Source organism: Novosphingobium sp., assembly GCF_036733805.1.
Taxonomy (GTDB): Bacteria; Pseudomonadota; Alphaproteobacteria; order Sphingomonadales; family Sphingomonadaceae; genus Novosphingobium.
Map to the genome: position 1 here is coordinate 1 of NZ_DAIMZT010000050.1, position 23,374 is coordinate 23,374.

20 protein-coding genes and 1 tRNA gene are annotated in these 23,374 nt (G+C 63.2%); 7 read left to right on the forward strand and 14 right to left on the reverse strand.

Annotated features, from left to right (window positions below; all coding sequences use genetic code 11):
- Nucleotides 1-3,299: DNA-directed RNA polymerase subunit beta' (gene rpoC, locus V7D69_RS11780; protein WP_333605887.1), on the forward strand; the 3,299-nt coding region annotated here is incomplete at its 5' end.
- 300 nt (nucleotides 3,300-3,599) lie between these two features.
- On the opposite strand, the gene V7D69_RS11785 is transcribed toward rpoC, so the two are convergent.
- Nucleotides 3,600-4,115 (reverse strand): retropepsin-like aspartic protease family protein, encoded by a 516-nt coding sequence (locus V7D69_RS11785; RefSeq protein WP_333605888.1) that lies wholly within the window; start codon nucleotides 4,113-4,115, stop codon nucleotides 3,600-3,602.
- A 114-nt stretch (nucleotides 4,116-4,229) separates the two neighbouring features.
- Complete coding sequence (ispG, locus tag V7D69_RS11790; protein WP_324060757.1) at nucleotides 4,230-5,357, reverse strand: flavodoxin-dependent (E)-4-hydroxy-3-methylbut-2-enyl-diphosphate synthase; 1,128 nt, start codon at nucleotides 5,355-5,357, stop codon at nucleotides 4,230-4,232.
- Nucleotides 5,358-5,445: 88 nt separating this feature from the next.
- On the opposite strand from ispG, the gene V7D69_RS11795 reads away from it, so the two are divergent.
- On the forward strand, nucleotides 5,446-6,456 hold the full coding sequence (locus V7D69_RS11795) for a zinc transporter ZntB (protein WP_324060756.1): 1,011 nt from the start codon (nucleotides 5,446-5,448) through the stop codon (nucleotides 6,454-6,456).
- Between the two features lie 19 nt (nucleotides 6,457-6,475).
- Here the strand turns inward: V7D69_RS11795 and V7D69_RS11800 are convergent, their stop codons facing one another.
- The 8 genes from V7D69_RS11800 to V7D69_RS11835 are packed head-to-tail and all read right to left on the reverse strand — an operon-like array spanning nucleotide 6,476 to nucleotide 14,238.
- A complete protein-coding gene (locus tag V7D69_RS11800; RefSeq protein ID WP_324060755.1) occupies nucleotides 6,476-6,988 on the reverse strand; it encodes a GNAT family N-acetyltransferase in 513 nt (170 codons plus the stop codon).
- Between the two features lie 9 nt (nucleotides 6,989-6,997).
- Nucleotides 6,998-7,939 carry an RDD family protein gene (locus V7D69_RS11805; protein WP_324060924.1) on the reverse strand — a complete coding sequence of 314 codons (942 nt, stop codon included), beginning with the start codon at nucleotides 7,937-7,939 and terminating at the stop codon, nucleotides 6,998-7,000.
- Nucleotides 7,936-8,973 carry a stage II sporulation protein M gene (locus tag V7D69_RS11810; protein ID WP_333605889.1) on the reverse strand — a complete coding sequence of 346 codons (1,038 nt, stop codon included), beginning with the start codon at nucleotides 8,971-8,973 and terminating at the stop codon, nucleotides 7,936-7,938. Before V7D69_RS11810 ends, V7D69_RS11805 begins: the two co-directional genes overlap by 4 nt.
- The gene (locus V7D69_RS11815) at nucleotides 8,970-10,298 is read right to left on the reverse strand and encodes a DUF58 domain-containing protein (protein WP_324060922.1); all 1,329 of its coding nucleotides are present in this window, start codon (nucleotides 10,296-10,298) and stop codon (nucleotides 8,970-8,972) included. Before V7D69_RS11815 ends, V7D69_RS11810 begins: the two co-directional genes overlap by 4 nt.
- Nucleotides 10,299-10,303: 5 nt before the next feature.
- The gene (locus V7D69_RS11820; protein WP_324060921.1) at nucleotides 10,304-11,278 is read right to left on the reverse strand and encodes an AAA family ATPase; all 975 of its coding nucleotides are present in this window, start codon (nucleotides 11,276-11,278) and stop codon (nucleotides 10,304-10,306) included.
- Entirely contained in the window at nucleotides 11,275-12,594 is a 1,320-nt protein-coding gene (locus V7D69_RS11825) for a DUF4350 domain-containing protein (protein WP_333605890.1), read from the reverse strand. Before V7D69_RS11825 ends, V7D69_RS11820 begins: the two co-directional genes overlap by 4 nt.
- Complete coding sequence (locus V7D69_RS11830; RefSeq protein WP_324060919.1) at nucleotides 12,591-13,295, reverse strand: hypothetical protein; 705 nt, start codon at nucleotides 13,293-13,295, stop codon at nucleotides 12,591-12,593. Before V7D69_RS11830 ends, V7D69_RS11825 begins: the two co-directional genes overlap by 4 nt.
- A 49-nt stretch (nucleotides 13,296-13,344) precedes the next feature.
- Entirely contained in the window at nucleotides 13,345-14,238 is an 894-nt protein-coding gene (locus tag V7D69_RS11835; RefSeq protein ID WP_324060918.1) for a prephenate dehydratase, read from the reverse strand.
- 135 nt (nucleotides 14,239-14,373) lie between these two features.
- Here V7D69_RS11835 and V7D69_RS11840 point away from each other — a divergent pair, with 135 nt between their 5' ends.
- On the forward strand, nucleotides 14,374-14,997 hold the full coding sequence (locus V7D69_RS11840; protein WP_324060917.1) for a c-type cytochrome: 624 nt from the start codon (nucleotides 14,374-14,376) through the stop codon (nucleotides 14,995-14,997).
- A 104-nt stretch (nucleotides 14,998-15,101) separates the two neighbouring features.
- On the opposite strand, the gene V7D69_RS11845 is transcribed toward V7D69_RS11840, so the two are convergent.
- Together V7D69_RS11845 and V7D69_RS11850 are read right to left on the reverse strand one after the other, a co-directional pair.
- Nucleotides 15,102-15,761 (reverse strand): RlmE family RNA methyltransferase, encoded by a 660-nt coding sequence (locus V7D69_RS11845; protein WP_324060916.1) that lies wholly within the window; start codon nucleotides 15,759-15,761, stop codon nucleotides 15,102-15,104.
- Entirely contained in the window at nucleotides 15,758-17,011 is a 1,254-nt protein-coding gene (locus V7D69_RS11850; RefSeq protein WP_333605891.1) for a Ppx/GppA phosphatase family protein, read from the reverse strand. Before V7D69_RS11850 ends, V7D69_RS11845 begins: the two co-directional genes overlap by 4 nt.
- Nucleotides 17,012-17,139: 128 nt before the next feature.
- On the opposite strand from V7D69_RS11850, the gene V7D69_RS11855 reads away from it, so the two are divergent.
- The 3 genes from V7D69_RS11855 (at nucleotide 17,140) to V7D69_RS11865 (ending at nucleotide 19,090) form a co-directional block, all read left to right on the forward strand.
- Nucleotides 17,140-17,213: transfer RNA gene (locus tag V7D69_RS11855), tRNA-Gln, on the forward strand.
- Nucleotides 17,214-17,449: 236 nt separating this feature from the next.
- Complete coding sequence (locus tag V7D69_RS11860; RefSeq protein WP_324061538.1) at nucleotides 17,450-18,079, forward strand: outer membrane protein; 630 nt, start codon at nucleotides 17,450-17,452, stop codon at nucleotides 18,077-18,079.
- Between the two features lie 300 nt (nucleotides 18,080-18,379).
- Nucleotides 18,380-19,090, forward strand: coding sequence for a fatty acid desaturase CarF family protein (locus V7D69_RS11865; RefSeq protein ID WP_324061536.1), 711 nt, complete (start codon nucleotides 18,380-18,382; stop codon nucleotides 19,088-19,090).
- A gap of 6 nt (nucleotides 19,091-19,096) precedes the next feature.
- Here the strand turns inward: V7D69_RS11865 and V7D69_RS11870 are convergent, their stop codons facing one another.
- The gene (locus V7D69_RS11870) at nucleotides 19,097-20,368 is read right to left on the reverse strand and encodes a capsule biosynthesis protein (RefSeq protein WP_324061534.1); all 1,272 of its coding nucleotides are present in this window, start codon (nucleotides 20,366-20,368) and stop codon (nucleotides 19,097-19,099) included.
- Nucleotides 20,365-22,026: a capsular polysaccharide export protein, LipB/KpsS family gene (locus tag V7D69_RS11875; protein WP_333605892.1), complete on the reverse strand. Its 1,662-nt coding sequence runs from the start codon at nucleotides 22,024-22,026 to the stop codon at nucleotides 20,365-20,367. The genes V7D69_RS11870 and V7D69_RS11875 overlap by 4 nt, the downstream gene beginning before the upstream one ends.
- Before the next feature lie 163 nt (nucleotides 22,027-22,189).
- Between V7D69_RS11875 and V7D69_RS11880 the strand changes: the two genes are divergently transcribed.
- Nucleotides 22,190-23,251, forward strand: coding sequence for a phytanoyl-CoA dioxygenase family protein (locus tag V7D69_RS11880; RefSeq protein WP_333605893.1), 1,062 nt, complete (start codon nucleotides 22,190-22,192; stop codon nucleotides 23,249-23,251).
- The last annotated feature ends 123 nt before the right edge of the window (nucleotides 23,252-23,374 follow it).

Below are 23,374 nucleotides of genomic sequence, written 5' to 3' on the forward strand. Positions count from 1 at the left end.
TCAAGGGCAAGCAGGGCCGTTTCCGCCAGAACCTGCTCGGCAAGCGCGTCGACTATTCGGGCCGTTCGGTGATCGTGACCGGGCCGGAACTCAAGCTGCACCAGTGCGGGTTGCCCAAGAAGATGGCGCTCGAACTGTTCAAGCCCTTCATCTACGCCCGGCTTGACGCCAAGGGTCTTTCGATGACCCTGAAGCAGGCCAAGAAGTGGGTGGAAAAGGAGCGCAAGGAAGTCTGGGATATCCTGGACGAGGTGATCCGCGAGCACCCCGTGATGCTGAACCGCGCGCCGACGCTCCATCGCCTGGGCATTCAGGCCTTCGAGCCGGTGCTGATCGAAGGCAAGGCGATCCAGCTGCACCCCTTGGTCTGCTCAGCCTTCAACGCCGACTTCGACGGTGACCAGATGGCCGTCCACGTGCCGCTTTCGCTGGAAGCCCAGCTCGAAGCGCGCGTGCTGATGATGTCGACCAACAACATCCTCTCGCCCGCCAACGGCAAGCCGATCATCGTGCCTTCGCAGGACATGGTGCTGGGGCTGTACTATCTGTCGATGGATCGTACCGGCGAGCCGGGCGAAGGCATGAAGTTCGGCGACATGGCCGAAGTGCACCAGGCGCTGTTCACCGGCGCGGTGACGCTGCACTCGAAGATCGAGGCGCGCGTTCCGCAGACGGACGAGCAGGGCCAGCAGTACATGAAGCGGTTCGAGACCACGCCCGGCCGCATGCTGATCGGCGAGTGCCTGCCCAAGAGCCACACGGTGCCCTTCGATGTCGTCAACCGCCTCCTCACCAAGAAGGAGATCGGCGACGTCATCGACCAAGTCTACCGTCACACCGGCCAGAAGGACACAGTGCTCTTCGCGGACGCGATCATGTCGCTCGGCTTCCGGCACGCGTTCAAGGCAGGCATCTCCTTCGGCAAGGATGACATGATTATCCCTGATTCGAAAGAAGCCCTGGTCAATGAGACCAAGGAACTGGTGGCCGATTACGAGCAGCAGTACCAGGACGGCCTCATCACTCAGCAGGAAAAGTACAACAAGGTGATCGACGCCTGGAGCCGCTGCGGCGACCAGGTTGCGAACGCGATGATGGATGAGATCCGGGCCCAGCCCATCGATCCCGAAACCGGCCGCATGGCGCAGATCAACTCGATCTACATGATGAGCCATTCCGGCGCGCGCGGCAGCCCGGCGCAGATGAAGCAGCTGGCCGGCATGCGCGGCCTGATGGCTAAGCCTTCGGGCGAGATCATCGAGACGCCGATCATCTCGAACTTCAAGGAAGGTCTCACCGTTCTTGAATACTTCAACTCGACGCACGGCGCTCGCAAGGGTCTGGCCGACACCGCGCTCAAGACGGCAAACTCGGGTTACCTGACGCGCCGTCTGGTCGACGTGTCGCAGGACTGCGTGGTCGTGATCGAGGACTGCGGCACGGAACGCGCGCTGGAAATGCGCTCGATCGTGCAGGGCGGCTCAACCATCGCCTCGCTCGCCGAGCGTATCCTGGGCCGCACCCTGGCCGAGGATATCGTGGACAAGCAGGGCAATATCGTGGCCGCCAACGGCCAGTTGCTCGACGAGCCCGCGGTGGCCGCGATCGAGGCGACCGGCGTTCAGGCCGCGCGCATCCGCTCGCCGCTGGTCTGCGAGGCGGAGCAGGGCGTCTGCGCCAGGTGCTATGGCCGTGACCTTGCACGCGGCACCCCGGTCAACATCGGCGAAGCGGTAGGCGTCATCGCCGCGCAGTCGATCGGCGAGCCGGGCACACAGCTCACCATGCGCACCTTCCACATCGGCGGCGCCGCGCAGCTCAACGAAACCAGCCATCTGGAATCGATCAGCGACGGCACGGTCCAGTACCGCGACATTCCGACGATCGTGGACAAGCGCGGCCGTCGCTTGTCGCTGGCCCGCAATGGCGAAGTCGTGGTGATCGATACCGAGGGACGTGAGCGCGCGATCCATCGCGTGCCTTACGGCACCGTGCTGCTCCATACGGACGGCGCGGCGGTGAAGGAAGGCGAACGCCTGGCCGAGTGGGACCCCTTCACTCTGCCGATCATCACCGAAACTTCGGGCGTGGTGAAGTATCAGGACCTGATCGACACCCGCACGCTGACCGAACTGACTGACGACGCCACCGGCATGACCAGCCGCGTGGTGACGGAGGATCGTTCCTCGCGCAGCTCCAAGAAGAAGGAGGATCTGCGTCCGCGCATCACTCTCCTTGACGAAGCTTCGGGCGAGACCGCGCGCTATATGCTGGCGCCGGGCACGACCCTCTCGGTGGAGGACGGCCAGACGGTGGAAGCGGGCGACATCATCGCCCGCGCCAGCCGCGAAGCCGCCAAGACCCGCGACATCACCGGCGGTCTACCGCGCGTCGCCGAACTGTTCGAGGCGCGCAAGCCCAAGGACAACGCGGTGATCGCCAAGGTCTCCGGTCGCATCGAGTTCGTGCGTGACTACAAGGCCAAGCGCAAGATCGCGATCATCCCCGAGGAAGGCGAAGCGGTCGAATACCTGATCCCCAAGAGCAAGGTGATCGACGTCCAGGAAGGCGACTACGTCAAGAAGGGTGACAACCTGATCTCGGGCAGCCCCGATCCGCACGACATTCTCGAAGTGCTGGGTGTCGAGGCGCTGGCGGAATACCTCGTCGCGGAAATCCAGGAAGTCTACCGACTTCAGGGCGTGAAGATCAATGACAAGCACATCGAGGTGATCGTTCGCCAGATGTTGCAGAAAGTCGAGATCACTGATGGCGGCGATACCACGCTGCTGCCGGGCGAGCAGGTCGACTACGAGGAGATGAACGAGATCAACAGCAAGCTGAAAGCGGACCAGAAGCCCGCCGAAGGCAAGCCGGTGCTGCTCGGCATCACCAAGGCGTCGCTTCAGACCCGCTCGTTCATCTCGGCGGCCTCGTTCCAGGAGACCACCCGCGTGCTCACGCAGGCGGCGGTCGAGGGCAAACGGGACTCGCTGATCGGCCTTAAGGAAAACGTCATCGTCGGCCGTCTGATCCCGGCGGGCACCGGTGCGGGCATGAACCGTGTCCGCGTCGCCGCGTCGAGCAGGGACGCCGCGCTGCGTGCATCCTATCGCCGCATGCAGGACGCCCTCATCGCCGCGGACAGCGCGGCCGAAGAGCATGAAGCCGAACTGCGCCGTGATCCGCTGGATGATCTGGGCGACGATCCGCTGGCCGCCGTCGAAGGCGAAACTCACGGCACTGACGCCGACGCCGGTGATTACCTCATCAAGGATGATGAGGCCGACGCCGAATAAGGCTTCGTCCAAGGCGACATGAAGAGCCCCGCCGGAGCGTCCGGCGGGGCTCTTTCATTGTTGCAGGCTGCCTTTGGGGGCGAACCGGCTCGACCAATGGGCGACGCCGCCCGACCAGCGACATGGTCTTGCGCACGCGGCAGGTCTATCAGTCAGCCGCCCCCACTCCCCAAGGCATGAACAGACGTGAACGCCCCCGAATCGAAAGTTCCCCAGGCCGCCATGGCCTCCGTCATCGGCATGGTCGCTCTCGTGGTCTGGTCCAGCCTTGCAGGGCTTGCGGGTTGTTTTTGAGCGAGATCAGCTATCGCCGCTGAGCGTCATCCGATCCCCTTCGATCCGAACGCCGCGCAACCGCGTCAGAAACGACTGGCCGAGCAGCGAGACCTCAAGCCCTTTGGGGATGATCGCCGCCTCCACATCATATGCCTGGAACCCTGCCAGTTTGATGCGATCGAGCTTTACCGGCACCCCGAAAACGACGCCGTTGGCGCCGTTGCCCACCGGAACAATATCGGCCTCGCTCCAACTCAATCCGATCGCGCGCGCGTCGTCTCCGGTCAACGCAACCATGCTTGCACCGGTGTCAACGAGGAAATGCGTGCGGTGTGCATTGACCCCGGCGTCGGCGTAGAAGTGGCCGTCGCTCTCCCGGACGAGCACGGTGTCGTCCGTAGCTTCGGACTCACGATGAGTCACGGAATCGGTAACGACGGAAGCTGAGGCGTCGCCGCCGTGCCGCACGGACAGATCGGGTGCGATCCAACCGACGACGACCGCCGTTCCGAGAAGCAGGATTACCGGGCCAATGCGCATGGCCGCAAGGCTATGCGGGATTTGCTTAGACCAAGTTAAAACAGCGATCGCATAATCAATCGAGCGACGGTATTGCTGACTTGAGTGCGGTCCGTTGCCAAACCGATCGGAAGCCTACTCCGCTGCTTGCGCTTGCGCAGCTTCCGCCGCCTCGATCTCGGCGGCCTTAGCCTCGACCAGGGTTACGATATGGTCAAGCATGTCTTCGCTCTGAACGTGATGATCCGTCACGCCGGAAAGATAGACCATGTGCTTGCCGTTGCCGCCGCCGGTCACACCGATATCGGTCTCGCGCGCTTCACCGGGGCCGTTGACGACGCAGCCGAGGACCGAGAGCGAAAGCGGGGTTTTGATGTGCTGCAGGCGGGCTTCCAGTGCTTCCACCGTGCGGATCACGTCGAACCCCTGCCGCGCGCAGGAAGGGCAGGAGACGACGCGCACGCCGCGCGTACGCAGGCCAAGGCTTTTCAGGATCTCAAACCCGACCCGTACTTCCTCCTCCGGCTCTGCCGAGAGAGAAACGCGCAAAGTGTCGCCGATGCCGGCCCAGAGCAGGTTACCGATGCCGATCGCGCTTTTCACCGTGCCGCCGATCAGTCCGCCCGCTTCAGTAATGCCCAGGTGCAGAGGGCAATCGACCGCTTCGGCAAGGCCCTGATAAGCGGCGACAGCCAGGAACACGTCGCTGGCCTTCACGGCCACCTTGTATTCGTGGAAGTCATGGTCCTGCAGCAGCTTGATGTGATCGAGCGCCGATTCCACCAAGGCTTCCGGGCAAGGCTCGCCGTATTTTTCCAGCAGATCCCTCTCCAGACTGCCGGCATTGACCCCGATGCGGATGGCGCAACCGTTCGCCTTCGCCGCGCGCACGACCTCGGCGACGCGCTCGTCAGAGCCGATATTGCCGGGATTGATCCGCAGGCACGCCGCGCCCGCATCAGCCGCTTCCAGGGCGCGCTTGTAGTGGAAATGGATGTCGGCGATCAGCGGCACTTGCGCGGCGCGCGCGATTTCGCGGAAAGCGGTGGTGCTCTCAACGTCCGGACAGGAAACGCGGATGAGGTCCGCCCCGGCCTCTTCGCAACGGCGAATCTGGTCGATCGTCGCCTTCGCGTCGGAAGTCGGCGTATTAGTCATGGTCTGCACCGTGATCGGCGCATCGCCGCCCACCGGCACGCTGCCAACCATAATCTGGCGGCTCTTGCGGCGCTCTATATCGCGCCATGGTCTGATTGAGGACATCCGGCCCCTATAAGCGTTGGAGATGACTGTTTGAAGCCGCTTTGGCATGCCCTTTTGCCTTCGGCGGTTTTCGGGCATGCAGAACGCCATGATTCATGAACTGCCGACTGACGAGGGCGATGGCGCCATGCCCCTGCTGTTCGGGCGCGTCCTAGATAGCGAGGGTGGCGCGCGTACGATCGATTGGGAGGCCGTGCAGGCATGGCGCCCCGGCGCCGAAGGCGAAGTGCTGTGGGTTCACTTGCTGCGCACGCATCCGGGCGTCCAGCAATGGCTGGAAGATCATCTGGCGATTCCCCGCCCCACGGCCGAGCTGCTTACCAGTGACGACACGCGCCCCCGCGCTTTGCGGGAAGGATCGACGCTAGTGGCCACGCTGCGCGGCATCAACTTCAACCCGGGCGCGGAGCCGGAAGACATGCTCTCGATGCAGCTTTGGAGCGACGGTGCGCGCGTCGTAACTTTGCGCCGTCTGCCCCAACAGACGCCGCGTATCATTTGCGACGAGATCGACGCCGGCACCGGGCCGGTTGACGCAGGTTCGCTCGTCACCGCGCTGACCGAAGATCTGATTGACCGGATGAGCCACGCCATCATCGACATGAACGACGCGATCAACGAGATGGAGGACGAAACGATCGACACCGGCACAGACGCCATGCTGGACAAGATCGCAACGATCCGGCGCAATTGCCTGGCCCTAAAGCGGCACATGTCGCCGCAGCACGAGGCGCTGCTCGCCATCGCCAATCACGCCCCAGCCTGGTTCGAAGACCATGACCGGCGCGAAATCGCCGAGACCATCGCCCGCCTGCGCCGCTACATCGACGACCTGGACATCAGCAAGGAAAGCGCCATCGTGCTGCAGGACGACATCCGCGCCCGCGTGGCCGCCAGCACACAACGAACGCAGAACATGCTGACCATCGTCGCGGGCATCTTCCTGCCGCTCAGCTTCATCACCGGCCTTTTGGGCATCAACGTGGGCGACATTCCTTTGGCGACACCCGGCTCCCACGGATTCTGGATCATCGTGGCTATGTGCCTGGGCATCTTCGCCGTGGAACTGCTGATCGCGCGCAAGCTCAAATGGTTTTAAGCGCCGCCGATCAGGCAGATCACAATCTTCGCGCGTAAAGAAACTCCTCATCGCGGTGCTCACCGACCATAAAATGAATGTCGGCGATCCTTTCGAAGCCATGGCGACAGTAGAATCTCTGGGCGCCGTAATTTTCGGAATAGACGGAAAGCTGGATCTCATCCGCACCGAACCGCCGCGCTTCTTCCATCGCCCAGTTCAACAATCGCGCGCCGATGCCCTGCCCGGTCGTCGCCGGATCGGTGTAAAGCTGCTTGAGTTCGATGGCACGCCGCCCACGCGCGTTTTCAGGCCAGGCGCAAGTCATCACGAGTTTGCAGTAACCCATTAGCTGCCCCGCCTCCTCGGCCAGCATGACACGCATCCGTGGATCGGCGATTTCGCCGCCGACTTTTGCCTGGCGGTGGGTTTCAGCCAGGAAAGTGGCCAGATCCGCAGACCGATAGAGATGGCCGAACTTCGTCGTGAACGCATGAGCGCCAAACTCGGCGAGCATGGCGGCATCGGCGGGAACGGCAGGTCGCAAGTTCATCGCCATCCCTTACGAAAACTTGTCCGCCTTGCGTCGCCCCATGCGCATGCCGCTTTCCAGCCTTGCCCGCAATTGCCGATAATAGTCCTGAAGGAAGGCCCTTTCATCGTTCCATCCGTCGTTGCGGCCGATCTTGCCGGCTATCGTGCGATAGACGGTTTCGATCGCCTGCTGCCGGTTCTCACGCAGGACACGTTCCAGTGCCTGCAGCTCGAACTCGCCGTAAACCGCCAGCTCGACATCATCGAACCGATATGCCGGGCGGGGCGCAGACGGCGCGTCCTCGTCGCCGCGCATAAGCCCGCCGGCCTCCCGATTGTCGGTTACCGTCAAGGCCGCCTCAAGCTTTTGGCGCGGCCGTTCCAGGACCCAGGAGCCCGCTATCACGTCACCGGCCCGCAAGGCGTCCCGATTGAAGAAGGGAAACAACATGAAGATCAGGAACCATGCCGTCGCCGCAAGCCAGGCCGCGCCACTGTCAGCACCCGCGGACGCGAGCAGGACAAGCGGCAGAAACAGTTCGATATCGCGCAAAAGGTTGCGGGCGATCACCATCTCGGCCGTGAGCCGCCCTCCGTCACGCGCTGCGATGCGGATGCCGGCCAGCCGCTTGCCGGGCGTGGCTCCACGCGGGCCCAGTTCGAAGAACAGGAAATAGGCGTTACGGAACAGGAACATGATGACAATCCACACGATCAGCAGGAACTGGATCGCCCGCCCCACCGCCGATTTCATGCCCGCATCGCGGATCACCTGCCCCACTCCTCCCGCGATCGCCGCAAGCGCCAGGGTGGAGCCGATCATCAGCACCAGGATAAAGGTCAGGTCGAGGAGCAGCGCACCCAGCCGCGCCCCGCGGCCGGCAACCGTTACCGGCAGCGCGATGCCTTCCGGCGTTATCAATATCCGATCTCTGGCGGAGCGGCGCAGGCGAGTGGGAGTCGCGCTCATGGCTGTCTCGTCAGCCCCGCATTGCCCCGGAATGCGAAGAAATAAGCGCACCAGAGGACGAGCATGAAGGTTCCGACGACAAAGCGGCCTGGCGTATGATCGACAAGCTGGCGAGCAAAGCCTTCGAGCATCGCCGCTACCACCAGCATCAGCACAACGCCCGTCATCACCAGCGCGGCGCGCCGCCCGGCCTCCGCCGCCGACTGCAGCACCGGCCGTGCGCCCGGAAAGGCGATCGCACGTCCGATGTGGAGCCCGGCCGCGCCGGCGAGCAGAATCGCGAACAGTTCGGTGGTGCCGTGAACGACGATCCAGCCCGCGAAGTCGATTGCCAGCCCGGCGCGATAATAAAGCCACGCCATCGCGCCCAGCACTGAGAGGTTCTGCACCAGAAGCAACAACGAGGGCAGCCCGAAAGCAAAGCCGAGCGCGAAGGCGAGAATGGAGACCTGCGCATTGTTGCTGAACAATTGCGCGGCAAAAACGCTCATGCCCTCTTGCCCGGACTGACCGAACAACGTCCCACGCAGAACCTGCGCGCTCGCGCCGGGCACACGGGCGCCGGCCATGTCTTTGGAAACGAGCGTGAAATACCATTCCGGATCGTGGCTGACGAGCAACCAGCCAACCACGGCGCCAGCGACCATGACGCCCAAGGCGATCAGCACATCCAGCCAGATCGCCCGCACCGCGGCGCTCCAGCCGCCGCCCAGGAACCGGCGCATCCATTGTCCCAGCGAAGAGCGGGGACCGTAGACGACGAACCAGGCCCGCTGCACCAGTGCTTCCAGATAAGCCAGCGTCGCAGCGTCGAGCGATGTTTCGCGCGCGATGGAAAGGCTCGATGCGACAGTGCGATAAAGAGCCGGCAAAGCCAGCAGATCGTCATCGGAAAGGCCGCGCAGCCGGCCCTTTTCCATGCGCGTGATAATCGTTTCCAGCCGCTTCCAGTCCGCTTCGCGCTCCAGCCGGAAGCGGTCGGAACGCAGGGCCGCGGTTTCGATGGCGGAAGGCGTTGCAACAGCGGCATTCATCCGATCGCTCCCGATCGCTTGACTTCCAGATAGGCGTCCAGCAGCCGCGTGCCGATACGGTCGAACGGCGCTTCCACGACGTCGACCCCGATCTGAAGCAGCCGCCGCGTGACCAACGCCCGCTGGCGCAGCAGCAGATCGGCGGAAACCGCTTCGGACAGCGTTTCCAGATCATCCGGCTGAGCGGTCGAAAGCCCCTCCAGCTCGTCGTCCGCCATGGTCACGAAAAGCACGACGTGGCGGGAGACCAGTCGTCCAATGCTCTCGATCATCAGTTCCGCGCTGGTGGGATCGGTGAAATCGGAAAACACCACGATCAGAGAGCGGCGCTGAAGACGGCCGGCCAGCGTGGCTAGCGCCAGCGTGAAGTTGGGTTCCTCCGCACGATATTCCAGACCGGCGGCGGCGCGCTGCAGGCGATGAAAATCGCCGGACGCGGCCACGAAAGGCGTGGAGACTTCCGGCCGTGCTGCAAAGCCGAACAGGGCCACGCGATCTCCACCCTTGAGCGCGACGTAGGCCGTCGCCAAGGCGGCCGAAACCGCACGGTCCAACCTTGGCATTCCTCGGATCGGCTCGCACATCGCCTGCCCGCAATCGAAAGCGAAGACGATCTGGTTATTGCGTTCGGTCTCGTATTCCTTGGCATAAAGATGAACGTGACGGGCCGAGGATTTCCAGTCGATGCGGCGTCGGTCCATGCCCGGCTGGTATTCGGCAAGCGATTCGAACTGCGTGCCTTCGCCGCGCATTCGCCTTGCGATCAGGCCGAATTGCGCATCCTTCAGGAACGCCTGCAGCGCCGGCGAACGGACTGCGCCAATATTCGGCCAAACGCGAACCTCTCGGTCGAGATCGCCCACCAGCTGGCGTGCACCCAATCCCAGCGGCCCGATCCAGCGCAACCATGCCTGCTTCACTTGGCCGGTTCCCCGGCGGGACGGGCTGAATGGGTTGTTTGCGCGCCATCCGCCCTCTTCAGGTGCAAGACTGAAGGTCATCCGGCCGCCCGGCGCCAGCCGCGGATCGCATTCAAGCGCGACCTGCATGCCTGAAGTACGCCCCCCACGCAGTTGTGCTCGCGCGCTTAGCGTCGCCTCCGCGCCCACCTCGACATCGCCGGGCACGGAGACGTGAAAGTCCTCCAGCCTCCCCGCCCACAGCGCATCGAGCAGAACGAGAACGAAGACCGCAAGCCCCGTCAGCGGCGCGATCAGCCACGCATCCGGCCGGGTCGCGCCGATCACCAGCGCCACAGGCGCCGCCAGCGCCAGCAGCATGGCCGCGCGGGCAGTCGGGACAATCGGGGCGAGCCGGACGCTCATCGGTTCTAACGCGGCGCCTCGGTCTGTTCGACCAGCGCGGCGACAAGATGCTCCACCTGTTTGCCTTCGATTTCCGCGGCGGGACTGAGCAGGAGACGGTGGCGCAAAACGCTGCCGGCCAGCGCCTTGACGTCATCCGGCAGCACGTAATCGCGCCCGTCCAGCGCGGCGCGCGCGCGGGCGGCGCCGGCGAGCAGCACGGCCGCGCGCGGAGATGCGCCACAAGCAATATCCGGACTTTCTCGAGTCGCGCGGATCAGTCGCACCACGTAATCAATGATGCTTTGCGCCAGCCTGACAGTGGCTACGGCCCGCGTCGCCGCTTCGAGCCGGGCGGGCGACGCCACCGCCTCCACGCCTAGTTCGGCGGGGCTCGGCGCCCCCCGGTTTTCGCCATAACGCGCGACGATGCGCTGTTCCTCCTCAACACTGGGATAGCTCACCAGCAGCTTGAACAGGAAACGGTCAAGCTGGGCCTCGGGCAGGGGATAAACCCCCTGGCTCTCGATCGGGTTCTGCGTGGCTACGACGGTAAAATGCGCCGGCAGCGGGTGGACGGTGCCGTCCAGCGTCACGCGGCGTTCCTGCATGGCTTCCAGCAGGGCGGCCTGCGTCTTCGGCGGTGTGCGATTGATCTCGTCGGCGAGCAGGAGATCGCAGAATATCGGCCCACGCGTCAGCGTGAACTGGCTGGTCTGGAAGTTGAAAAGGTTGGAGCCGAGGATATCGCCGGGCATCAAGTCAGGCGTGAACTGGATTCGGCCGAAATCGAGGCCAAGCGTCGCCGCGAAGCATTGCGCGAGAAAAGTCTTGGCGGTTCCTGGCGGCCCTTCAAGCAACACATGCCCTCGGGCCATCAGCGCGATCAACAAGTGATCGACCGTCTGCGCCTGGCCGACAACGGCCTTGCCGATCTGCGCGCGGATCGCATCCGCCAGCGTCGCTACATCGGAAAGGCCGAGAGAATCGGGTTCTGTCATCGAATCAGCATCCTTTCGAGCGCGTGAAGGTCGCGCGCAGCTTTCAGAAGGTCATGCGGGCCCCGTGCGGCCTTCAGCCGTTCGACCAGCGCGGTGAAAGGCTCGGCATCGGGACGGCGGGAAGCCAGCGCGCGGTCGATCGCGTGACCGGCCGCTTCCGCGTCAAGCGCGCTCGGCAGAGCAAGCGCCTGCGCCAACCGTTCGCGGGCGCGGTCTGCGTAAGGGTTGGCCAGCAGATGCAATCGCCCTGACCTGCGCATCAGTCCGGCGGCATTGGCCACCAGCGCGAGTTTGCCGAACGCGATCGCACGATCGGGCATGAACGGCGGGCCAAAGCGCAGAAAGGCGCGCCAGCCGGTCACTACCGCCGCCAGCAGCAGGCACAGCGTGGCGGCCAGGAACGGCGGCGTAAAGGCAAGCGTAAGCAAGTTGGCGGACTGGCCCAGGCCATTGAGCGTCAGGTCGAACAGCACCGGCCCGCCGGGGCTTACACCCGCCGCGCGCACGAGCCTTTCAGCAAGCTCGGCGCTTTGCGGGCGCGCCATGCCGTAATTGTTCAGCAGATCCGGTTCGAACACGATGATGAGGGGCTGCAGCCTCTCGTCCTGGACCTCCAAGGTCGGCCGGCGGGCGGCCAGCTTCTCCAGCCCCGAATACGATCCCCCGTCGTCCAGGAAAGCGGCCAAGACCCGGCCGTCGCTCGCCACGATCAGGGGAACGAGATCGCCGCCCCTGCCCGAAAGCACGGCGCGGCGGTCAGGCAAGGAGCCGGAAATGCCCATGCCGCGCCAGTTCGCCGTCTGACCCCGACTTATCGGACCGATCGCGACCGTAACCTCGTCCAGAAAATTCTTCCAAGTCGGCGCTTGCGTCCCGCTGAGGCGCACCCAGCCGGTCTTCACCGCCTTTTCATCGGCCTGCGGCCGGCTCTCCACCCACTTGGGGCCAATCACCAGAGTCGGGCCAGTATGGCGATGGGCGGCGACGATCTTTTCGATCGCCTTGCCGTCAGCAAAAGGCGGCGGGGTAAGGACCAGCAAGCCGGGGGCATTCAATGCGCCTTCGTTGCGGACCCGTCGCAGGGCATAACCGCGCCGTTCAAGGTAATCCGCCATGGCCGCATAGCCGGTCAGCCCCTTGCTGCCGACCTGCGCCTGACCGTCATTGATCGAGCCCATGCCCGCACCGGTCCCCACCATCCACAGCAGCGCGAGCAATAGCGCGCCCCCGATCAAGACGATGGCCAGCACCGCCCTACGAGAAAAGGGATTGGCGCCGACCGGCAGATCCTGCCTTGAGGTGGATGCGCCCGTCATGCGGACAACTCGATGCGGACAAAGTCGGCGTAGGCCGCCCGCGCCGCCGCCCAGTCCTGCGCATCAAGTTCGCGCATCGCGAAAAGGGATCGCTCCACGCGCACGGCAACGACGGAGAAAGCGCCGCGACCAGCCTCAGGCAGCAGCGGCAGCCTTGCAATTTCGCGCGCGGTCGACGCGGGAAGCAGCCAATCCGGGTGGGCATTGCGAATCTGGCTGACGCTGCGGCGCAACAGGAGATGCGTCGCTTCGGCGAAACGTCCTTCACGCGCGAGGCGATCGGCATCTTCAAGCAATGCCTCCGCATCAGCCCGCGTCGGCATCCATTGCGCCGCGTCGCCCTCTTCGCGGCGGCTCGCCCACCACGCGATCACGGGGCCGACGAGACGCCAGAGCAGGAACAGGCCGAGCAACGCCGCGAGCGCAACCAATAACCATTGGAACGCCGGCCACGACATTCCGAGCATTCGCCCGAGCGGCCCGAAGATGGCTTCCAGCGCGCGACCCAGCGCCCGCATCAATGCCTGAAGCCACTCCGGCATCTGCGGGGGCGGCATCTGCGGCCGTGGTGGCAGCGGCACGTATTGGATATCCGCCGTCCGGCGCACGGCTTCCCACTCCCGCGCGCCATCGCTGGTCGCGGCCGTTTCGGCGATCTGGCCCCCGGCAATCGTCACGCCGGCCTGCTTGGCATGCGGCATGATCCCGCGCAAGCGGTTGGGGGAGATGAATCTTCGCGGCGCGGCGGGATCAGCCGCGCTGGCGGGCCTGGCGATAAGTGCCCAGTGGGCGCACATATTTGCAGTGGAAAGCCAGTTCCTGCATCGCCCTGTCAACACGCGGTTCGCCCGGCGCGCCTTCTATATCGGCATAGAACGTGGTGGCGGCAAAGCTGGCCCCGATCTGGTAGCTTTCCAACTTGGTCATGTTGACCCCATTGGTGGCGAAGCCGCCCAGCGCCTTGTAAAGGGCGGCAGGGATGTTCTTCACCTCGAAGATGAACGTCGTCATCGTCGGCTGGCCTTCCAGCAGGAACGGATCGATCGGTTCCCTGGCCAGCACGACGAAACGCGTCGTATTGTCCGCCGCGTCCTCCACATTCTCCTCGATCACCTTAAGGCCATAGAGCTCGGCCGCCAGCTTCGGCGCGATGGCGCATGCCGCCGAATCGCCCTCCTCACGAACGAAGGCCGCTGCTCCGGCTGTGTCGGCATAGGCCATCGGCACGATTCCCCGCTCACGCAGGTAGTGCCGCGATTGACCGAGTGCCTGCGGATGGCTGTAAGCGCCTGAGAAAGGACCATTGCCCAGTGCCATCAACGCGTGATGAATCGCCATGAAATACTCACCGACAATGGAAAGCCCGCTCTCCGGCAACAGAAAGTGGATGTCGGCGACCCGGCCGTGCTGCGAATTTTCGATCGGAATGATCGCACGCGCGGCACGCCCTTCCTTCACCGCATCAAGCGCGTCCTCGAAGGAAAAACACGGCAGCGGCAGGCAATCGGGATCGTATTCCAGAGCGGCGCGGTGCGAATTGCAGCCCGGCGCGCCCTGGAACGTCACCGCCCGGGTGGGCTCGGCCGCGGCCGCTTCGGCCATGCGGGCCACCAATTCGAGTGCGGGTTTGGGATATGAATGCATGATCTTGCGCGATTAGGCGGCATTCGCCCGAACCGCAATGGCCGCGATATCAATGGCTCTTGCGCTCTGGCCAGCCCGCCACTAGAGCGCGAACCAAACTGAATGGGCCAACATTCACCCGCGGGGCATGCACGAATGGACGATCGTTTCAACACTATTGCCGGCTGGACGCTTTTTGCCGGCATTGTCGGGCTCGGTCTGAGCATAGTCAGCGCGAAATACTTCCATGCAGACAAGCCTGAACGTCCGGAAACAATGGGCTATGCCATCGCCGGCGTTGCGGCGGAGGGCGCCGGCGCAAAGGAAGTTCCGATCGAAACCCTGCTGGCCAAGGCTGACGTCGCCAAGGGTCAGGCGGTCTTCGCCAAGTGCACCTCGTGCCACACGATCAACGCGGGCGGCGCCAACGGCATCGGCCCCAATCTGCACGGCGTCGTCGGTGAGGCGATCGGCCAGGGCGTGGCCGGCTTCGCCTTCTCCGATGCGCTGAAGAGCAAGGGCGGCAATTGGGACTTCGCCAAGCTGAACGAATGGCTGACCAGCCCCAAAGCTTTTGCGCCGGGCACCAAGATGACGTTCGCTGGGCTTTCCAAGCCTGAAGATCGCGCCAATGTCATCGCTTATCTCAACTCGCAGGGATCGAATCTGCCGTTGCCGACTGCCCCGGCTGCCGGATCCGCGCCGGCGGACGGCAAAGCAACCGGTGCGCCTGCCGATGCGGCTAACCGCGCTGCCGCCTCCGAGACTCCCGGCCACTGATCGCAAGCACGCGCGCCGGACCAGCTTCCGGCGCGCTGTAAAGCCATCCCATTGCCGCTTAGCAGTAATGCGGCGGGCGACCACCTATCGAGGGCGCTGGCAGCTCAGCCCTTGAAGCCCTTCGCAATCACGTACCACTCCGAGGAATCCTTTCGGCTCGCCGGCGGCTTAGCGTGCTTCACGCTGGCGAAATGCCGCTTGAGCTGAGCCAGCAGTTCCGTATCCGTCCCGCCGGCGAGGACCTTGGCAACGAAAGTGCCGCCGGGGGCGAGAGACCTGATCGCGAAGTCGGCGGCAGTCTCGACCAGCCCCATCGTGCGCAAATGGTCCGTCTGCTTGTGGCCCACCGTGTTCGCGGCCATGTCGGACAGGACCAGGTCCGGCGGACCGTCAAGCGCGCCTTCCAATGCGGCCGGAGCCTCGTCGGCCATGAAGTCCATCTGGAAGATCGTCACGCCCTCAATCGGTTCAGTGGGCAGCAGGTCGATACCGACAATTCTGGCCTTGGGGCATCTTAGGCGCAGCACCTGGCTCCATCCGCCCGGCGCGATGCCAAGGTCCACCGCGCGCTCCACCCCTTTGAACAGGCCGAATTTTTCATCGAGTTCGACAAGCTTGTAAGCTGCGCGGCTGCGATACCCATCCGCCTTGGCTTTCTTGACATAGGGATCGTTCAACTGCCGCGTGAGCCAGCGCGCCGAGCTGGTCGAGCGCTTCTTCGCCGTCCGCAGGCGCTCGCCGGGATCGCGGCCGGACCTGCTCACCGCAACACCATGGACCGGCGGTCCCCCTGTTCCACCGCGCGCGGGCGGGGCTCATGGCCATGCGAGGCGATCAGGCTACGCAAAATGCCCTCGCGAATGCCGCGATCAGCCACCCCGAGCCGCGCTGACGGCCACAAGTCGAGAATGGCTTCCAATATCGCGCATCCCGCCACCACCAAGTCCGCCCGCTCGCGACCGATGCAGTTGAGTTCGCGCCGCTCCTCGATCGCCATGGAGGATAACCTGGCGCTGATATCCCGCATGGACTCGGCCGGAACGATCAGCCCGTCCACCATGCGCCGGTCATACTGCGGCAGTTCCAGATGCAGGCTGGCCAGAGTGGTGACCGTGCCGCTAGTGCCGAGCAGGCGCAAGGTTCCCCCTTCTCCCGCGCGCGCGCGCGCCGGCGCGACCCGCTTGGAAAATGAGGCGAAACTTTCCGACACCACATCGCGCATATAGCGGAAACGCGCCAGCCGCTCGGCCTGCGTGCCACCCTCCGGCCCGGAGCTTTCCGTCAACGACACGACACCCCAGGGGACGCTTTGCCAATCGAGAATCCGCGGCACCGTGTCCGTGCTTTCGATCAGGACCAGTTCGGTCGACCCCCCGCCGATATCGAAGATCATCGCCGGGCCCAATCCCTCTTCCAGCAGGACATGACAGCCCAGCACGGCCAGGCGCGCCTCCTCGCGAGCGCTGATGATGTCGAGCGCAATTCCCGTCTCGCGGCGGACGCGTTCAATGAATTCCAACCCGTTTTCGGCGCGACGGCACGCCTCTGTCGCCACTGAACGCGCCAGGAAGACGTTGCGGCGCATCAGCTTCTCAGCGCAGACGCGCAATGCCGCCAAAGTGCGCTCCATCGCCGCGTCGGACAGTCGGCCCGACTGCGCTAGTCCTTCGCCCAGCCGAACTACCCGACTGAAAGCATCGATCACCGTAAAATTCTCACCGGAGGGCCGGGCGATCAGCAGCCGGCAATTGTTCGTGCCAAGATCGATCGCGGCATAGGATTGGCGGGGCAGGCCCGTGCGCGGCGGTCCTTTCCCTTGGGGGACGGCAATTCTCGACCCCGCGAAATCGCCCGGCGCCGCGTCCACCTCAAACGCCCGACCGCCATCAATCGAGCGCGCTTTCGCCTTGGCTATGCCGGCGGCCGGCGGGCACGATCTGCCCTTCCGCCTCTTGCGCCCCTGCCCGGCACGGGCCCGCGCATCGACCTTTGCCGGCGGATCCTGCTCCGCCATCGTAATCAAATCTCGTTCATCTTCCCGCCCGTCTGGGTGGGCACCTGAGGCGATGCTAGCCTCCTCCAGGCCGCGGAGCAAGGGCGCTTGACCCGACTCGCATCGATCTCTAGAGGGGCGCCCTCCGATGCCCCGTCGTCTAAAGGTAAGACTACGGATTCTGATTCCGTCTATCGAGGTTCGAATCCTCGCGGGGCATCCATTTCCATCCATCTCAACATATAATATGCGCAGCGCTGACGGCGCCCCGTCCGGGCACGTCTCACTGACGCCAATCAGCTCTTCTCGATCTCTGTCGGAGCAATGTGACGAGTGTGGCAAACGCGCCACTAACGCCGAGGAATTTTCCGCCAATCAACATATGGCTCGAAACTTTATGAGCCTTTGTGCGATTAACGCGCGTCGATTGACATGACGTTGATTAAACGGAGAATTCAAATGGTCTGCAAAGGACTGAAGGTTGCAGCGCTGGTTGCCGCAGCTGCGGTGGCTCAACCGAGCTTTGCGCAGGACAATGCATCGCAGGGTGCTACGTCTGAGAATGGCACGAGCTTTCGAGGGCTTCGAGTGGAGGGCAACATCGGCCTCGATCGCTTTCAGTCCGAAGGCGTGCATAACGACAAATTGGGCTATGGCGGAACCATCGGTTTCGACGGGACGATCGGCGATCGCATCGTGATCGGCGCCGAAGGAAGCTTTTGGCGCGCCAACAAGTGGAATGAGAATTGCCAGGTCCTGCCTGACACGAACAGCATCTGCCACAAGGCGTTCGAGGAATGGGGCGCCGCCGTGCGCGCCGGCTATCTCGTGACGCCGGATTTGCTGGTCTTCGGCAAGGGCGGCTACGTCAATGGCGAACAGCGCCGCAGGATTGATTCCTCCACCGGCACCCAGCTCGTCTACGATCACTATCGCGCCGACGGCTATCAGCTGGGCGGCGGCGTCGAATACACGCTGACGCACGGTTCGTTCCCGGTCTACACGAACGTGCAATACGTCTATTCGAACTACCATGGCCACTCGGCCCGCCAGCGTTTGACCGCCGGCATCGGTATCCGCTTCAAGTAAGCGGAGATCAGGCGGAAAGAGGCGGTGCGGCAGATGGCTGCGCCGCCTCTTTCCGCAAGTTTCGCCGTTCACCCGCGATCGCGGCGCGTTTTCGTCTCGTTATCGTGCTGGCGCCGCCCGAACCGGAAGTAGTCGAGCAACTGGGCGTGATGCCCCCTTCCTGAAGCCGCTGCCTGCCAGCCTGCTTCACAGCACCATGCCGGCTGCTGGCCAAAACGGCTGCCCAATTGGCAAGTTACCCCCGGCGATGTAGGACATACAGACGGGCCGTCATGAAACGGCGTGCCGAGGAATCCAACTTTGGTCTGGTTGCAAAAGCTCTTGCTAACGGCCTTTTTGGCGTCGCTCGCTCTGAATATGGGCCTGGTTCTGGTCGACCTGGACTGGCGCGCGATCCCTGCCGCCTTGGCAGGCTGGTATTTGGCCGATCTTCTTTCCGGCCTGATTCACATGTACATGGATTATCGCGCTTGCCGCCCCGGCATGGGCCTGGATGCCGTCTTCTTCTATCAAGGCTCGCGTGAATCTGAGGAATATCAGCGCCTTTTTCGCGAACGGATGCAGCGGCTGAACGTGTTCGAGCGCATTTCCTACGATTTCAAGAACCATCATCCTCGACCCGATGCGCTGGGTCGCCGAGGGCTGTGGCGATTGATCGGATCGACGGTGATCGCCGGGGCCCTTCCCCTGTCGCTCGTGGTCAATGCCACCGCCAGTCTCTGGACCGTTCCGAGCTGGCTGTTGGCGGGACTTGTCGCATTTCTGGCAGGTGGCGGTTTCGCCCAGTATTTCCACGGCACGCTGCATCGCGTGCAAAACCCGTGGTTCATCAATGCCATGCGCAGCGCAGGTTTGCTGATGACCCCAGCAGCGCACCAACTGCATCACGACACGTTGCAGCGCGACTTTGCCACCAATTCCGGTTGGTCGAATCCCCTGGTCAACCTCCTATTCGGCTTCCTGCGAGCACGCGGACGCCTTCCTGACGAGAACCTGGAGCCCTCTTCTTAAACAGCCCTAAACCGGCATGCTATGGTAACGGCGCCGTATCGGACCATCGGGCGCTTGGACCGGAATCAGCATGCGTTTTACCGAATTAGCGATCAACTCTCGCGTCGCCGATTCGCTGGCAACGCCGCCGCGCACCAGGCATTGGTGATGCAGCACCTTCCTGAATGCTTCCCACAGGTCCATGTCCGGCGCCTCCGGCTTTTGCCAGAACCGATCAAGCGAGCCCTGGTGAGTGATGCCCGGCACATCGTAAACCGCATCGCCAAGAACGATCACGGGCATTCCCGCCGCCAACGCCAACGTGCCTGACGTACTGTTAACGCAGACCACCCCCCGCGAATTCCTGCACAGCAATTGCAGATCTCCACCGTCAATATGCAGCACGCGTCCGGTGAGGCCGTATTTCGCACTGCGCCGGCGTAGTGTGCTTCGCCAATTCCGAAAGCCGACATCAAGTGGATGCTCCTTGACTAGCAACAGAGCATCTGCGGGGGCATGCTGAGCAAAGCTCGCCAGGACGTAGTCCAGCGCCATGCCCATGGAGAGAAATGGAGAATGCGCGCGAATCTGATAATCGCCAGATAGTTGCAAGGGAAACAAAAAGTAAGGTTTCCCCTCAATGGCGGCGAGAACTTGCTCAGCCTCCTTGGCCCGTCGCTCGCGCAGGGCGAAACGCCGCAACCATCCGAAGCCCTCGATCAAAATCGAGCCGGGCCGATGGCTGGTGTAAAAAGGATAACGCAGCAGCAGCCGGCCGGTAATGACCCGATGATAATGCCAATAGCTGTCATGTGCCCTACGCCCGAAAGAGGCCGTTATCGCGGGCAGGTCCGGAACTTCGGGAAGGCTTGCTGCTGCGGCTAAAATGGCTTCGGCTCTACGATCGAAAGGGGAAAAGCCGTTTACGCCGTCCCGCTCCAGCGTCATCCAGTCTGGTCGGATATAGCCTTCCTCGAAAACGTGGATGTGAATGCCCCTGAGCCGGGCAAGCCGCCCGGCTCGCATGTGAACAGGCCGACAGTCGCCGAACATGACCACATCGGTGATGCTGTGTTGCCTCACGTAACGATCAAAGAACAAAGGCCAGTCACGCATCAAACCGCGATATGGCGTGGCGGCGTCCGGCCAATCCCGTTGATCTCCGCCGGAGAGATTGATGCGGAATACGCTCGCACCTGCCTCGACAAGCGCATCGGCCAATTGTCGAAAGAACGGGCCGGGAGGCCCCTGCAGGAAAAGAAATCGTCGGGCCGACGGCGACAACATCATCGGCTTCATCGCGTCTCACTCCGTTGCAGGCGTCGCTTCAGTTGCCCTTGCAGTTCTCGAAGAACAATAAGCGATGAACGGACTTGCCCACGACCTTGCGCAATCCGTTCTACGAGCAGTTCCGGCTCGCACGGCAAACGCGTAACCGGATCGACGTAGCGAGGATAGAGAATCAATGTCGCGGCCACCAGTTCGTCCAGCGTGCGCCGCCGCGTTCGTCGCGCGGGCACCGGCCCCAGATCGCGGGTGAGACCCCAACCCGCGTAAAAAGGCACGCCGTGCGTGATGACCTCGCACCCTCTCATAAGAGCTTCGAAACCAGCGAGAGATGTCAAAACATGAACCGCATCGACTGACCGAAGCAAGGCAATGATCGAGGAAGTGCGGTCGATCTCGTCAGCCCATTCCAACGCGCGCGCGTCAGGAACGTGTCCGGTGCGATGGCCGGCCTCCACGTCCGGGTGGGGCTTGAACACGATCCACGCATCAGGTTCGACGTGTCGCGCCCGGCGCAGCAGCGAAAGGTTGTCCAAGCCGGCGCCCCCCAGTTGCACGGAACGATCATCCTCGACCTGGCCAGTAACAAGTACCGTGCGCCGCCTCAGGATTCCGGGGGACTGCACGGCGCCCGCTTCATCCATGCCATACTTGGTGATGCCGGCCTCAACGAGCGTCGCGCGCAGATGCGCGGCGCGTTGCAACAATTCGTCGTCGAACTCCGCGGTCTGAAGGATATTCTCCAGCTCGCTGGCCTGGCCCGGATCAAAATGAGGGCCCGCAGCGTCCACGATAATCGAAAGCGGAGGTACACAGTTCGCACCGAGCCCGGTTGAACGGACCATCCCGTCTTCGATCTCTCCCACGGAGACGCCGCTTTCGGCCAGGTTCGCCATCGCCTGTGCATCAGTGCGTGCGATCCAGGCTACGACGCGCGAGCCCTTTGCCGGCCTGGATCGCAGACGGCCGCCGGCGCGGGCATGCGGCACCGACCTTATACCATCCCAGAGCAAAGCGTCTGCGGTCACCCGCTTCCATCGCGCTACGCCATAGACCGCCGTGATTGGCCGGTTCGCCTCAATCAGCAAACGCCATTTGCCGAGTAGCGCGATCACTTCTGCGGCCGTTATCGAACCGCCGTAGAAGGGATCGCGATAACGCCAGCGCGCGATCACTTCCGTTCGCAGCACTTGTTTCAGTCCATCAACATCGGCAAGCGCGGCAAAGCTCCCGCCGCCCACGATCTGCAACTGGGTGCCGATCAGTCTGGCGACCAGAGCCGCTTCATCGGCTCCGTCCGCGATTACCAAAGCCACCCGGGCGCACAGATCCCAGGGGTCGATGTTCGCACCGATGCAAGGCACCCCCGCTGACCTTCCGAACCGACCCCGCACAACCGCGCGATCGATGACTCCAGCCTCGCGCGCCGCTGCGATCAGGTGTGGAAGGGCCGCAGCGTTGGAGGGGCAAAGGACCACGTCGCGACGCCGGGGCAAGTCCGGGCTAGCGCCCCAGAAATTCCCGCCGACCCGCCAGCGCACAAGGCATGCGGCAAGCTCGTCGATAGATCGCGCGTTAATAGCCGGTTCCGTTGCTTCCGTCGGCATTATCGCCAACGGTAACGCGCGATGTCCGGGATAAGGCGGAATGCGCAGGAAAGGCATGGTCATCGTCCAGCCCATATGGGACCGGGATGACGCCGACAAGTCGAATGCAACGGCATCAAAAATGTCCGACCGCTTTCGCGCCGTTCTCCGCTCGGCCGGAAAAACGGTTGCATTGCCGCACGCCTTGGTCGAAAGGCGGGTCCTCAGCAAGCGGCTGCCCAGTCCTATGAACGTTTTCAAACCGGTTAAGGCATTGCTTTTATTGCCTTTATGGGCCCTTCAAGTGGTAACTTCAGCCAAAAGCTTTCTGGACAACCCGATTATCGGTTCCCGGAGATTAAATCGCTGGGGTCTCCACCGCACGCGCGTTCGTGCCGCGGCCGCGCTTTGCCGATGGCGACGTGGCCGCCTGTCGAAGCGCGTCCGGCCGGACTGGCGCAAGGCGTTTGACCGTAACGGCTTCGTGGTTGTCGAAAACGTCATACCCCCAGAACAATTTGCAACGGTTCGCCAAGCAATTCTCGATTACGAAGGCCCCGCGCGGGAGATGCGCCAGGGCGATGCGATAACGCGGCGGCTGGCCGTGGACCCCGACCTGCTGCGTTCCGTCCCTCAGTTGCGGACCCTTCTCGCACGCGAAGACCTCAACTCTCTCTTTCATTACGTCGCAAGCTTTCGCGTCACGCCGCTCCATTACGTTCAGACTATCGTCACTCACGACGAAAGCGAAGCTGCAGACCCCCAGGAGATGCTTCACGCTGATAGTTTTCATTCGTCGCTGAAAGCCTGGTTGTTCCTGAACCCCGTGGCTCCCGACGAGGCCCCGTTTCGTTTCGTATCCGGCTCTCATCGTTTCGATGCTGCTCGCCTCGATTGGGAGCACGAACGCAGCCTGAAAGACCCGACGGCAATCGATCGTCTATCGGCGCGCGGTTCGCCACGCGTCAGCCTGGAAGAACTTCGGCGGATGAACTTGCCTCAACCGCAAGATCTCAGCGTTCCGGCGAATACCCTCATTGTCGCCGATACGGGCGGCTTTCATGCGCGCGGCGCGTCCGCTCGCCCGGTTGAACGTGTGGAGATCTGGTCTTACGCGCGGCGCAATCCATTTCTTCCCTGGCTCGGTGGCGACCTGTTGAGTCTGCCGGGACTTGCTGAGCGTCGGGTGATGTGGCTTTGGGCGCTACGGGACAAATTCGAAAAATATGTCGGGCAACCCTGGCGTCCTGTCGGGCGTCGACGGGCTGTTAACAGCATGCACAAGAACAATAAGGTTAATTCTTGTTAACTTCATTTACTTCCAATTCCTTTCGCCGATACGGGGAAACGAAATATACTTGCGCCAAGTTGAGCGCCTAGGTATTGACCGTCCTCGCGCTAATACGCAGTCCTACAAGCATTCGCTGATTAG

What these genes read in the sequence shown, in the direction of transcription:
- V7D69_RS11785 (WP_333605888.1), bottom strand. Translation starts at nt 4,115, where the DNA reads ATGCGCATTGGCCCGGTAATCCTGCTTCTCGGAACGGCGGTCGTCGTC.
- ispG (WP_324060757.1), bottom strand. Translation starts at nt 5,357, where the DNA reads ATGTCCTCAATCAGACCATGGCGCGATATAGAGCGCCGCAAGAGCCGC.
- V7D69_RS11795 (WP_324060756.1), top strand. Translation starts at nt 5,446, where the DNA reads ATGATTCATGAACTGCCGACTGACGAGGGCGATGGCGCCATGCCCCTG.
- V7D69_RS11800 (WP_324060755.1), bottom strand. Translation starts at nt 6,988, where the DNA reads ATGAACTTGCGACCTGCCGTTCCCGCCGATGCCGCCATGCTCGCCGAG.
- V7D69_RS11805 (WP_324060924.1), bottom strand. Translation starts at nt 7,939, where the DNA reads ATGAGCGCGACTCCCACTCGCCTGCGCCGCTCCGCCAGAGATCGGATA.
- V7D69_RS11810 (WP_333605889.1), bottom strand. Translation starts at nt 8,973, where the DNA reads ATGAATGCCGCTGTTGCAACGCCTTCCGCCATCGAAACCGCGGCCCTG.
- V7D69_RS11815 (WP_324060922.1), bottom strand. Translation starts at nt 10,298, where the DNA reads ATGAGCGTCCGGCTCGCCCCGATTGTCCCGACTGCCCGCGCGGCCATG.
- V7D69_RS11820 (WP_324060921.1), bottom strand. Translation starts at nt 11,278, where the DNA reads ATGACAGAACCCGATTCTCTCGGCCTTTCCGATGTAGCGACGCTGGCG.
- V7D69_RS11825 (WP_333605890.1), bottom strand. Translation starts at nt 12,594, where the DNA reads ATGACGGGCGCATCCACCTCAAGGCAGGATCTGCCGGTCGGCGCCAAT.
- V7D69_RS11830 (WP_324060919.1), bottom strand. Translation starts at nt 13,295, where the DNA reads ATGCCGCATGCCAAGCAGGCCGGCGTGACGATTGCCGGGGGCCAGATC.
- V7D69_RS11835 (WP_324060918.1), bottom strand. Translation starts at nt 14,238, where the DNA reads ATGCATTCATATCCCAAACCCGCACTCGAATTGGTGGCCCGCATGGCC.
- V7D69_RS11840 (WP_324060917.1), top strand. Translation starts at nt 14,374, where the DNA reads ATGGACGATCGTTTCAACACTATTGCCGGCTGGACGCTTTTTGCCGGC.
- V7D69_RS11850 (WP_333605891.1), bottom strand. Translation starts at nt 17,011, where the DNA reads ATGGCGGAGCAGGATCCGCCGGCAAAGGTCGATGCGCGGGCCCGTGCC.
- V7D69_RS11860 (WP_324061538.1), top strand. Translation starts at nt 17,450, where the DNA reads ATGGTCTGCAAAGGACTGAAGGTTGCAGCGCTGGTTGCCGCAGCTGCG.
- V7D69_RS11870 (WP_324061534.1), bottom strand. Translation starts at nt 20,368, where the DNA reads ATGAAGCCGATGATGTTGTCGCCGTCGGCCCGACGATTTCTTTTCCTG.
- V7D69_RS11875 (WP_333605892.1), bottom strand. Translation starts at nt 22,026, where the DNA reads ATGACCATGCCTTTCCTGCGCATTCCGCCTTATCCCGGACATCGCGCG.
- V7D69_RS11880 (WP_333605893.1), top strand. Translation starts at nt 22,190, where the DNA reads ATGAACGTTTTCAAACCGGTTAAGGCATTGCTTTTATTGCCTTTATGG.